At 43.9% G+C, this 12,013-nt stretch carries 8 protein-coding genes; 4 read left to right on the forward strand and 4 right to left on the reverse strand.

Annotated elements, in window-relative coordinates:
- Window positions 1–7 precede the first annotated feature (7 nt).
- A complete protein-coding gene (locus IE130_RS05195; protein ID WP_189584064.1) occupies window positions 8–1,315 on the reverse strand; it encodes an ammonium transporter in 1,308 nt (435 codons plus the stop codon).
- 549 nt (window positions 1,316–1,864) lie between these two features.
- Between IE130_RS05195 and IE130_RS05200 the strand changes: the two genes are divergently transcribed.
- The 4 genes from IE130_RS05200 (at window position 1,865) to IE130_RS05215 (ending at window position 7,028) form a co-directional block, all read left to right on the forward strand.
- On the forward strand, window positions 1,865–2,623 hold the full coding sequence (locus IE130_RS05200) for a YidX family protein (protein ID WP_189582760.1): 759 nt from the start codon (window positions 1,865–1,867) through the stop codon (window positions 2,621–2,623).
- Between the two features lie 273 nt (window positions 2,624–2,896).
- Window positions 2,897–5,326, forward strand: coding sequence for a YgiQ family radical SAM protein (locus tag IE130_RS05205; RefSeq protein WP_189582763.1), 2,430 nt, complete (start codon window positions 2,897–2,899; stop codon window positions 5,324–5,326).
- A gap of 503 nt (window positions 5,327–5,829) precedes the next feature.
- Window positions 5,830–6,240 carry a hypothetical protein gene (locus IE130_RS05210; RefSeq protein WP_189582766.1) on the forward strand — a complete coding sequence of 137 codons (411 nt, stop codon included), beginning with the start codon at window positions 5,830–5,832 and terminating at the stop codon, window positions 6,238–6,240.
- Between the two features lie 209 nt (window positions 6,241–6,449).
- The gene (locus IE130_RS05215) at window positions 6,450–7,028 is read left to right on the forward strand and encodes a hypothetical protein (RefSeq protein WP_227676141.1); all 579 of its coding nucleotides are present in this window, start codon (window positions 6,450–6,452) and stop codon (window positions 7,026–7,028) included.
- Window positions 7,029–7,078: 50 nt separating this feature from the next.
- Here IE130_RS05215 and IE130_RS05220 read toward each other — a convergent pair whose 3' ends face one another.
- The 3 genes from IE130_RS05220 to IE130_RS05230 all read right to left on the reverse strand — a co-directional run bounded on the left by IE130_RS05220 (window position 7,079) and on the right by IE130_RS05230 (window position 11,889).
- Window positions 7,079–8,509 carry a DUF2971 domain-containing protein gene (locus tag IE130_RS05220; RefSeq protein ID WP_010201806.1) on the reverse strand — a complete coding sequence of 477 codons (1,431 nt, stop codon included), beginning with the start codon at window positions 8,507–8,509 and terminating at the stop codon, window positions 7,079–7,081.
- Between the two features lie 3 nt (window positions 8,510–8,512).
- Window positions 8,513–10,591: an NAD-dependent DNA ligase LigA gene (gene ligA / locus IE130_RS05225; protein WP_189582769.1), complete on the reverse strand. Its 2,079-nt coding sequence runs from the start codon at window positions 10,589–10,591 to the stop codon at window positions 8,513–8,515.
- 281 nt (window positions 10,592–10,872) lie between these two features.
- Complete coding sequence (locus IE130_RS05230; protein WP_189582772.1) at window positions 10,873–11,889, reverse strand: cell division protein ZipA; 1,017 nt, start codon at window positions 11,887–11,889, stop codon at window positions 10,873–10,875.
- Window positions 11,890–12,013 lie beyond the last annotated feature (124 nt).

The following is a 12,013-nucleotide window of genomic DNA, read 5'->3' on the forward strand; positions in this document are numbered from 1 at the left end:
TTTTCTCCTATAAATGCCGCTCTGTTAAACTTTTAGAATCAAACATCTGCTTTTGAAACTCGGGATAGCCTATCTCTGCATGCTCGGTATAGTCAAGGCCACGTTGCTCGTGGAGGCGACTGGCTTTTAAGCCGAAAGTCATATCAATGAGTTTATACATCACCAAACCTAAGCCCAAGGCCCAAGCGAGCGCCACACCCACACCTAGGGCTTGCACACCCAAGCGTGATAAGTTGAACAAATCCCCTGAATAGAACAATCCGGCCGCCAGTGTGCCCCATGCCCCGCCAAAGCCATGAACCGCAACTGCTGATACCACATCGTCGATTTTTAGCTTCAATAAAGCTTGGGTCGCTAGGATATAGACCACTGAGGCGATCGCACCAATGATAATTGCGAACACAGGCGTCGTCGTTGCACACCCTGCAGTAATGGATACTAGACCGATTAAACTGGCGTTGACACTATCGCTGAGCAAAATAGCTTTGTCTAAAACCCTCGATATGATCATATAGCTCACCACAGCACTGACAGCTGCGACGAAAGTATTGACTGCTATCAAACCAATATTCCCAGTAATTGATAATGTCGAACCGGCATTGAACCCGAACCAACCGAACCACAATATAAAGCCGCCAAGAGCCAGTAACGTCATGTTATGTCCTGCTATCAATCTAGGCGTGCCATCAGGTGCAAAACGTCCCAATCTCGGGCCAATGACCAAAATACCAGCCAGCGCCAACCAACCTCCAATAGAATGCACAACGGTAGAACCCGCAAAATCAATAAAACCAAGCTCGGTAAGCCAGCCTGTACCACCAAAATAACCACCCCAAACCCAACTGGCGAACACCGGATAGATAAGCAGGCAAATAAGACAGGCGGCTACCGCGTACCCAATAAATGACACGCGCTCCGCCATAGCGCCACTAGCAATCGTCACCGCTGTCGCTGCAAACATCATCTGAAAAAACATTAGTGCCCAATCAAGGTTAGACAGCTCTACTGGCATAAAATGATCAGTACCAAAAAACCCAGAGTCATTGGTGCCCATCATTAGCCCAAAACCTACCAAATAAAACGCCAGACCACCAATACACATATCAGTATAGTTTTTCATCATCACATTCACAGCATTCTTCGCCCGTACTGAGCCACTCTCTAGCAAGGCAAATCCTGCCTGCATAAAGAACACCAATACTCCGCCCCATATAATCCAAGCAATGTTTTGATATTCGAGCAATTGCGTCACCGTTAATGTGGCCTCCTCAGCAGAATTGGCACTATTGGTTGCCCCAGCCAGTAAACCGATCATCAACAGGATCTTGAATAATGACGACTTAAATAAAACAGATATCGCATCCAGCCTAAAAGATAATTTCTTCACACACTTCTCTCCAAACAATTATTCAGCAAATCAACATCTATTAATGCTCTACTCTTGCTAATCCATATAGACAAGTAGGCTCTAATAAAGAGAGAGAGCAAAACGTATGCCAAAATGCACTTTTTTCGTGAGGGAAATCACACTGCAATACTAAAATAGAAGCCCCCAGTATAAAGACCGTCTTTAGACCTACCGTCACCCCTAATACTAAATCTGGATTAGAATTAATCAACTATCCCATTTTGAATCATATTTATGAGAATAATGTGCGCAATTTTAAAAGCCAATTTGTGATGAATTTTACTAAAAGTGGTGCAAAGATTTTATTGGATTAGCAATCTCGACAAGCATTGGTTATTGAGTTAATTAAAAGTAGCTAAGTCGCGCTCAAACAAGGTACGATACCAACGAAAGTTTGGCCATAAACAATAGATACCACCTCAATAGTCCGTCGGTAGTAGACAAGGAAGCCTTAGCATGACTAAAAATACCCGTGCCATTAAAAAAGAAGAAAGTAATAATCCAGCACTAAAGGCATTAAGCTTCAAAACAGTGATAACAGGGGCGTCACTCGCAGCATTGCTCATCACCTCAGGCTGTGCCACCAGTTCATTATTAGACAGTGACAATCGAGTCAACACCACAACGACTAAGAGTGTGTTGTCTGAAGATCAAATTGTGGCTTTTGGTCGTCCTGCACAGGCATTGCCAAAAACGCCAAATGCGACAATGGTGATCGTCGGTGAAAAGAACAGCTATGTGCTGACCCAAGGCGGGACGGAAATGGTCAATTTACTCACCAATCTGACGCCAAAGAACATCCAAGTCGATAATGACATGAGCTTTTCTGTGCCCAATAATGACGGCTATTTTCAAGGAGAAATGAAGCTTTCTTACGCCAAACTAAAAGATGAGTTTAAACGTTCTGATTACCAGTTCTTTTTGCAAAATAATGGTCGCGAATGCACCTCAGCAAGCGATCAACGTATTCAAGCTCAGCGCTTTTGCTTTAGCGTTCCTGTCAAAGGCGCTATCTATCCGCAGGTCAGCAATTTAAGCCTAATTCAGTCGAACTATCGCGCCTTGACCAAACCTTATATGGTTAGCTTTCATACAAAGACACAGCAAGACCAAATCACTCGTAGTGGCGCAAATACGGCGCAAAAATTGGTCTTATTACCCTTTGCCCTAGCTTTTGATGTTGTGACTTTCCCATTGCAATTGTTAGACAATTAAAAAACTTGTCAGCCAATGCATTGATTACTTCCTGACTCATACTAACTCATAATCTAAAGCAAGAATGGTTCTGCATTTCCCAAAACCATTCTTGTTGATAGGCTGATAGATTGTCTTACACTATCAATAACTTATCGCCAATCGCCCCTCATAGAATAGGTCGCATAGTGAAGGCAATTCATGTTAAAATGAGCGCTTTTAAATTCGCCTTTATTATCAGTGAGTAATAAGGGACGTATTTTTAGTGCCATTTTCTAATTAACAGGTCCGCCCATGTCTGCCGATACCATTGCCCGCACTGCCTTTAAGCAAGGCACCAAGCCACTTTATGATTATGACAAACATTGGGCGAGCTGCTACGAGCCTGCGCCTTATCTACCGATGAGCCGTAAAGAGATGGACGATCTGGGCTGGGATGCTTGTGACGTCATCATCATCTCAGGTGATGCCTATGTCGATCATCCAAGTTTTGGTATGGCGATTATCGGTCGCTTGTTAGAAGCACAAGGCTTCCGCGTCGGTATCATTGCTCAGCCAGATTGGAAGAGCAAAGACGCCTTTATGGAACTGGGTAAGCCTGTCTATGCCTATGGCGTGACGGCGGGTAACATGGACAGCATGATCAACCGCTACACGGCAGATCGCAAAATCCGTAGCGATGACGCTTACTCACCAGGTAATGTCGCTAATAAACGTCCCGACCGTGCTGCTATCGTTTATAGCCAGCGCTGCCGCGAAGCTTATCCTGATGTACCGATTATCCTAGGCGGTATTGAAGGCAGCTTACGCCGTATCGCGCATTATGACTATTGGTCAGATAAAGTCCGTCGTAGTATCTTGCTGGATGCCCGTGCTGACGTCTTATTGTATGGTAATGCTGAACGCGCTATCGTCGATGTGGTGCATGGCTTGTCAAAAGGCTATAGCTTTGAGCAAATGAGTAAATTGCGTGGTACGTCTTATCTGTTGACACCGACACGCCGCCATTGGCAAGCTGGCATGACCGAAGTTGCCAGTAATGATGTCGATACCGTCGGCCGTGTCGATCCTATTATTAATCCATATGTGATGACTGAAGATATCGATAGCTGCTCAATCGAGCAAGACAAACCTAGCGACTCACCCGTTGGTCAAGCCATGACTGGAATGTCTGCTCAGTATCAAGGCTTTGTCGCGGAACCTGTCACCAATAAAGTCATCAACGCTGAACAAGTCGATGAAGAAACGCAAGTAGTACAAATGCGTGGCTTTAATAAGCCCATGACGGCGCGTAAACATAAACTCAAAATGCCACCACGTGAGCAAACGGTGATTCGACTGCCTGATTATGAGCACGTCAAATCTGACCCTGTGCTTTATGCCCATGCCAGCCGTATTTTGCATCTGGAAACCAATCCAGGGAACGCTCGTGCGCTGGTACAGCGTCATAGTAGCGGTGCTGGTAACTCGCACACTTCGATTGACGTGTGGCTGAATCCACCACCGATTCCACTCTCAACCGAAGAGATGGACTACGTGTTTGACTTGCCGTATGCCCGCCTGCCACATCCAAGCTATGGCGATGCGCGCATCCCTGCTTATGACATGATTAAGTTTTCGGTCAATATCATGCGCGGCTGTTTTGGTGGTTGTACATTCTGCTCGATCACTGAGCACGAAGGCCGCATTATTCAAAGCCGCTCAGAAGACTCTATCTTGCGTGAAGTGGAAGCGATTCGTGATACTGCACCTAACTTTACTGGCGTAATATCTGACCTTGGTGGCCCAACGGCTAATATGTATCGTCTCAGCTGTAAAGATGAAACGATTGAAAAGAACTGCCGCAAGCCGTCTTGCGTCTATCCTGATGTCTGCGAAAACTTGATTACCGATCACAGTAATTTAACCAAGCTGTATCGCAAAGCACGTGATATCAAAGGCGTGAAAAAAATCCTTATTGCCTCAGGTCTGCGTTATGACTTGGCAGTAAAAGACCCTGAATACGTCAAAGAATTGGTCAGTCATCATGTCGGTGGTTATCTAAAAATCGCCCCTGAGCACTCTGAAGAAGGCGTGCTATCGAAGATGATGAAGCCGGGCATGGGCAGCTATGATAAATTCAAAGCCATGTTTGAGCAGTACAGTCAAGAAGCAGGTAAAGAGCAATATCTGATTCCTTACTTTATTGCCGCGCATCCAGGCACGAAAGATGAAGATATGATGAACCTTGCGCTTTGGCTAAAAAGTCACGGCTACCGTGCTGACCAAGTGCAGGCATTTTATCCAAGCCCGATGGCGACAGCGACCACCATGTATCACACCCATAAAGATCCGCTACATAAGGTCAGTCGTGATGAAGGTGACATGGATATCGTCAAATCTGGCAAGCAGCGTAAATTGCACAAAGCCTTTTTGCGCTTCCATGACCCAAAAAACTGGGTAATGTTGCGTAAAGCATTGCAAGATATGGGTCGTAGCGATTTGATTGGTAAAAATCGTGGTTGCTTGATTCCACCATTTAACGCCAGTTTAGAAGGTCGCGATGCCGCACAAGACAGTTACCAATCGGCGCGCAAAAAGAACAGCCGCTTAGGTAATGATTCGGTGAAGCGCAGCAATGGCTCAATCAATAACAATGTCGTTAGTAAGAATACCAAAAAGAAAGTGAGCAAAGGTAATTTCCAGACACAGCATACGGGTCTGCCACCACGCAAAACTAAGTAACTAATTCCGCTGACCAAACTTATAAAGTGAACTTGGTCAGCGACAGCTTAGGTATCCTTATCAATAAAAATCGCCCATCGGCTCTCAAGCTGATGGGCGATTTTTATTTGCCTAGGTAATTGTGAGTGTCTATAGTCAGTGAAAAAGTCAGTGAAAAGTAATATCGACACATGACGCACTGGTGATATCAATTTTTCTTGCTTGCTTGCTTGCTGTGCCTGTGCCTGTACCTGTGCAGACAAAGGCTACAAAAAATTAATATCAGCAGCATCGTATTTTTTTTGGGGTATTTTAACTATGGGGCGTCCCCTAAATGACTTATTATCCGAATAACGTCTCACTTAAATTAGAAATTACATTAGTCATCGGTTAAGTAAGAAAGCTAATAGGTAACAAACAATTTCTAACATTGTGCTGACTGTATTTTCGCTACTATGGCGCCATATGCTTAACGCATTATTAAGAACAGTTAAATGAATCAAGTTAATACTTTGGAGAAAACGATGAAAACGATAACTAAAATTGTAACCGCCCTACCAGCCCTTGCCCTACTGAGTGCTTGCGCCACTACCGCACCGACTACCCCAGATACCACTGACACCCTTGTTCCAGAAAAAGTGACAGCCGCTTATGATCGTATGGCATCAGCGCCTTATACTTGTACTGATGACAGCAAAATCATGGCAAAGCAGTCTATTAATAAAAAACAAGTGATGCTAAACGCGACATTGCCTAAAGCAAATTGGGCAGATCAACCAATCATCTTAAATGGTGAGGTAAAAGGCGATGTAGCAAGTTACGTCAATGAATCAAATCCAGAAGCTGTCTATGCATGGCACATGAAAGGCGACAAAGGTATCTTTGCCATCAAATGGGCAAATGGTAAAGAATACCAAGTAAACTGCCAAATATAGTCAGTAGCCACAAGCAAAAGCTATCATAAATAGTAAATAAATAAGCGAAAAAACAGTCATCCTATGGTGGCTGTTTTTTTGTGCGCATTTTTTAAGAATATACCAGTTGCTTCGATATTTTCATATTCAATATTTTTACAACAGGCGCTCGTTTGCTGCATTTCGCTAGAGAACCATACAGAAAGCTGTCAAACTAGGGCATATTAATCATGACCAATAATAAAAAGGATAACTCGATGGCTAAGCGTCTGATAAGTATGATGGCAATTGCAAGTATATGGGCGCTGACAGGCTGCAATAACGCTGCCGATTCTGTTGATGCTACCGACCAAACCCCTGAGGCAGCAGCAACAGAAGCAAACTCATCGACGCCAAAAGGCGAACCAGCAGCCGATGCGATAGACTGGTCATTGGTAGACAGTGGTGAAAAGCCTGCTGATCCCACTAACTATCAGTATCCGTTTGCGCTCGATAGTCAAAACGTCCGTGATTATGCGGATTACTTCAAAGTGGATGCTGCGACTGCTCAACACAACCTCACAATAAGTATGGCAAGTAACGAAGCACTATCGAAAGCCTTGGATCAGCTGAGTGAGACCTATGTCTCACATGAAGTAACCGATGGCAATGAGATGACGCTTATCATTCATACCACGCCCGATGTCGCTGCTAGCAGCTACGATTATGTGCTGTCTGATGACTTTGCTAAAGGGTTAGTGCTACCTATCGTGATACAGCCAGATGGTAAGAAAGGTGATGCGAAGGCGCATAGTGAGATGGTGGAGTAGAAGTTAATAGCGTGTGTTTTTATTTATATGACACACGCTATTAAAGAAGATTAAGTCTGACGATATGGATTGTTTGAGAGTTCAATTTTTATATTGGTATCGCATAACAGCTTTGCTAAATAAGGTTGATACTGAGTAGCTGCTGGGGCAATATAGATTTTATCAAGATGTAACTTTACATCTGCTTCATATTCAACGTATAGAAACCTACCAAACTCCATTTTAACTTCAGGTCTATCAAGTGAAGTAATATAAATCATTCGACACTCTTGCTCCTCCTGAAAAGCTATATGCTTAATTAAATACTTTATTGGTAGTAATATCCTATCTAGTAAAATATTTATTTCTGAAGTTTTCGATTGATCTAGCTTACTTACAATGTCCATAGCTTTCTGATACGTACCTTTCAAACACTCAAACCATATCAAAAACTCATTTGTCTTTTTATCAATATACTTTTTATACTTTATCCATTTTATATCAGCTTCAACACGGTCACTAAATTCTCTATAAAAAGTAATCTGATTGCGTTGTGCTAAATGTATAAATTGAGAACTAGGATCTATATAAACACAACGTATTACTGGCTGTTGACTAATTTTTTCCTTAGATACTTCTTCATCCAAGCTTCTTTCAGTTGCGATAAATGACACTTGATCAGGGTGATCATTTTCTTTAAAGAAATCTTTATTGAATATCAAACTAACACCAGAAGCTTCCTTATAGTCTTGCTTACCATAAAGTCTGAACTGGTTTAAACTATCATGATTAAAAGTAAAGCATCCAATAAATGTCTGATATTCACCATCAAACCTTACTCCACTATCTCCATCTTTACTCTCGTTCTTTAGATAACCCTCAAGTAACTTACCTTCACTAGGGTCATTAACATTATGAATAGTGTTTAGTCGAAAAGAATTAGTATTTGGATTATGTAGTAAAATGTTGGCCACTTCAGTTGAAGTATAATGTGCAAGCTTACGCTCTGCATGCAACTGTTTCTTTCCTATACTATTGATATCAATCTTTAATATAGATAATATCTTATATACAAGATTAGATATTTCAAAGATATTTCTACCCAGTTCCTCAAAACTTCTATCTAAAATTAAATTGCATATATCTATTTTATTTTTTGCTTCGTAAGGGAACTTGTTTTTTACGAAGACGAAACTGCTCTTAGCATGTTCTATATCTACTAAGCTATCACTTTCTAAAAGTATATCTCCTATAAAGAACTGAGCATTCTCATAAATACTTTTATTCTCTTCAAGTCTGATACTATTGAACACCTCTAGTGCTTCTTCCTTGTAATTTTTATTCAACAAAATAGTAGCTATGAGAAATTTCGCATTCGCTATACTTATTTTATTTCCATCACCGCTTATTATTATTCTTGCTAATTTCTTAATTATTCCACGAGTATATTCATCTGGAATTTCTTTTAACTTATCAATGATTTTTCTATCACTTTCAGTCATACCCTACTCCCCAACCATCGCCAAAAACTCTTCCTCACCCACGATTTTCACATCCAGTTTCTCTGCTTTGGTCAGTTTAGAGCCAGCCTTATCCCCTGCTAGTAGCGCAGTCGTTTTTGCCGAGATGCTGCCTGATACCTTCGCGCCTAACGCTTGCAGTTTAGCCTTGGCTTCATCACGTGCCATTTTTTCAAGTGCACCCGTAATCACCCACGTCTGCCCATCAAGTGGCAAGTCTTCAGCAGCTTTTTGCTCAACCTTATCCCAATGCACACCCGCTTCAAGCAGCGAATTGATCACTTCGATATTGTGTGGCGCACGGAAGAACTCGTAAGCCAGCTCGGCAGTGATAGTGCCAACGTCAGGGGTTTTAATTAGGGTTTCGATACTGGCTGCCATTAGGCTATCGAGGTCACCAAATTGCTGTGCAAAGTTTTGTGCCGTGCCCTCACCCACACCGCGAATACCAAGTGCATAAATGAATCGTGCTAGCGTGGTATGTTTGCTGGCTTCGATAGCGCTAATGATGTTTTGTACGGATTTTTCACCCAATTTTTCTAGCGTGACGAGCTCGTCTTGGTGATTGTGCAATTGGTAAATATCTGCAACCGTCTTGACCAAACCATGCTCAAAGAAGCTGATGAGCCAACTCGCACCAAGCCCATCGATGTCCATCGCACGACGCGAGACAAAGTGAATCAGCGCTTCTTGCTGCTGCGCGGGGCAAAATAGGCCGCCCGTACAGCGTGCCAGTGCTTCGTCTTTTGGCAGGACGACAGGAGAGTCGCAGACAGGACAGGTAGACGGCAGCGTCACTGGCTTTGAGTCTGCTGAGCGCTGGTCATGCCACACGCGAGTAACTTTTGGGATGACATCCCCTGCACGGTGGACGCTGACCATATCGCCTGCACGCACGTCTAAGCGCTGAATCTCACCAAAGTTATGTAGAGTGACATTACTGACGGTGACGCCGCCGACTTTGACGGGTTCAAGCTTACCCACTGGGGTAATCGCGCCGGTACGTCCGACTTGCCATTCGATATCGTTTAGACGCGTCATGACCGTTTCGGCAGGGAATTTATAAGCGGTGGCCCAGCGTGGCTCGCGTGATAGAAACCCAAGCTGCTGCTGCAATGACAGGTTATTTACTTTAATTACCATGCCATCGATTTCAAACGGCAAATCACTACGCATATCGATCACAGACTCATAATAAGTCTGTGCCGCGCGTGGGTTTGCGACCACTTCTACCGCACTGACAGTAAAGCCAATGGTTTTTAGCCACGCCAAGCCTGCTGACTGCGTTTCGATGGTTTCAGGCAATCCCTGATTGATAGAGTAAGCATAGAACGCGAGTGGACGACTGGCTGCTATAGCTGGATCTAGCTGGCGCAAACTTCCGGCTGCAGCATTACGTGGATTGGCAAAGGTTTTATTTTCACTCTCTTCTGCTAGGCGATTGAGACGATCAAAACCTGCCTTGGGCATCAGTACTTCACCGCGCACTTCTAGCAACTCGATGTCAGCAGCATCCGCGAGCCAAAGTGGTAAGTTGCGAATGGTCTTGGTATTTTGGGTAATATCCTCGCCCGTTTGCCCATCACCGCGCGTGACGGCTTGGACAAATTTGCCATGCTCATATTTTAGCGACACGGCCAATCCATCGAGCTTTAGCTCCATTTCATACTCAGGGTTTTTTTGCGCATCATTTAGACGGTCATTGACGCGGCGCATAAAGGCATGTAATTCGTCATAGTCAAAAACATTGCCCAGTGACAGCATGGGGATGTCATGAGTGACTTGAGTAAAGGCAGATAGCGGCATGTCACCGACTTGATTAATCGGACTATCAGGCTGTACCAACTCAGGATGCGACTCTTCTAACGTGACCAAGGAACGACGCAACTGATCGTATTCGCTGTCTTCTAAGATGGGATTGTCGAGCACATAATAGGCATAATTGTGCTGCTTAAGAGCATCTATAAACGTGCGCATTCGGATGACGATATTATCGCCAGTATCATGAGCCGCATTTTTATTGGTTTCAGTTTGAGCAGCGCTCGGTAAGATAGGGTCAGTCATAGTCGGCGTCTTTTATTTGCAATTCAAGATGTCGATATAATAACAAGTTTGCAGGATACTCGGTATAGCCAATCCTATATAAATCAGATACTGTGTCAGGCTCGCTCAGTCTACTATGTGTAGTACTTTCACTCACCTTCCTTGTATCTAAATTATCTTGAAGCGACTCTAGCATTTTGCAGAAACTAAAGCCCATTAAAAAAGGCAAATAACGTTAATCGCTATTTGCCTTTTTTAATGCTACTCATTTAATGCTACTCACTCATTGTATGAACTGGCGTTTAGCCCTCATAGTCGCGGACTTGGTTGCGTAGTTGCTGCTTGTATTCAGAGGTGATTGGTTCGTTCTCTTCATCCAGCATAATGGCATCCAAATCGCTTGCCATCATATAAGCAATGCTCATCATACTATCGAAGCTGCGCAATGCTTGTGGGTGTGGCAACGATAAAAATACCACCACACCAGTATAGGTATTGGTCGCGACACTATGCGGGTCAAATGGTGCGATACCACTATCGGTGATACCCATCATGCTAAACCACAGCATACCGGTGCCGTCTTTTTGCTCGTAGCGATGGAACATATTCATCGCGCCATAGCGCAGACCATATTTGTCAATCAGCGCCAATAAATCACGGCCACGGATAGTCGCCGTTGGACGGTCACGATATTGGTGCGGCAAGATGGTGATATTGATATTGTCTTTGGCATTGATCAATGGACCGTTTTGCGCGTCGTCGCCTGACTCTGATAGATGCTGATCCAGTATCGGGCTGTTGTCATCGAAGCTAGGCTCTTCTGCCGTGTCAATCGATGGCATCAGATTATCCGTTGCCGACATAAGGCTTGAAAACGCATCAGGCTCTTGCTCGATATGCATCTGATCAGCGGCTTCTACAAATTCAGCACTATCGGCACGGCGTTGCTCATCTTGCCAGCGCGCATAGTCAGCTTCATCGATGACGTCATGGTCGTCAGTTACGGTACTGCTATGCTCGGCTGTTAGCTGGGCGTCGACATTGGTATGCGTTTGCGTCAAAGGCTCTTCTTCAACGACGGCATCCAAGTAGCTACGATCTGGACCGATGCTCGTCTCGCCAGCGACCGTATCATCAAGGTCTGGCTGATCGACGATATTACGCTCGTGACGCGGTATGATGGGAATACCATTTTTGTCATAATTGACCACAGCAGCTTCGGTAGCAGCGCGGCGCTTAAAGCTACGAATGACCATAAACAGCCCTGCGAGCACGATAAACGCGGCAATGGCAATCAATATAAACTGAATAACGGTCATGATAAATACATCCTAGTATATATAACAAAAGGGAATACACAAACGAGCATAAATGGCAATATTCTAGCATGGCTGACCTATGTCGTCACCACATTGTGTACTTTATAACCAGTAAGCTTGGCTG

This window comes from Psychrobacter glaciei (assembly GCF_014652895.1).
Taxonomy (GTDB): Bacteria; Pseudomonadota; Gammaproteobacteria; order Pseudomonadales; family Moraxellaceae; genus Psychrobacter; species Psychrobacter glaciei.

Coding starts and splice junctions, on each gene's coding strand:
- IE130_RS05220 (WP_010201806.1), bottom strand. CDS start 8,509: ATGACTGAAAGTGATAGAAAAATCATTGATAAGTTAAAAGAAATTCCA.
- ligA (WP_189582769.1), bottom strand. CDS start 10,591: ATGACTGACCCTATCTTACCGAGCGCTGCTCAAACTGAAACCAATAAA.
- IE130_RS05195 (WP_189584064.1), bottom strand. CDS start 1,315: ATGATCGGTTTACTGGCTGGGGCAACCAATAGTGCCAATTCTGCTGAG.
- IE130_RS05205 (WP_189582763.1), top strand. CDS start 2,897: ATGTCTGCCGATACCATTGCCCGCACTGCCTTTAAGCAAGGCACCAAG.
- IE130_RS05215 (WP_227676141.1), top strand. CDS start 6,450: ATGACCAATAATAAAAAGGATAACTCGATGGCTAAGCGTCTGATAAGT.
- IE130_RS05200 (WP_189582760.1), top strand. CDS start 1,865: ATGACTAAAAATACCCGTGCCATTAAAAAAGAAGAAAGTAATAATCCA.
- IE130_RS05210 (WP_189582766.1), top strand. CDS start 5,830: ATGAAAACGATAACTAAAATTGTAACCGCCCTACCAGCCCTTGCCCTA.
- IE130_RS05230 (WP_189582772.1), bottom strand. CDS start 11,889: ATGACCGTTATTCAGTTTATATTGATTGCCATTGCCGCGTTTATCGTG.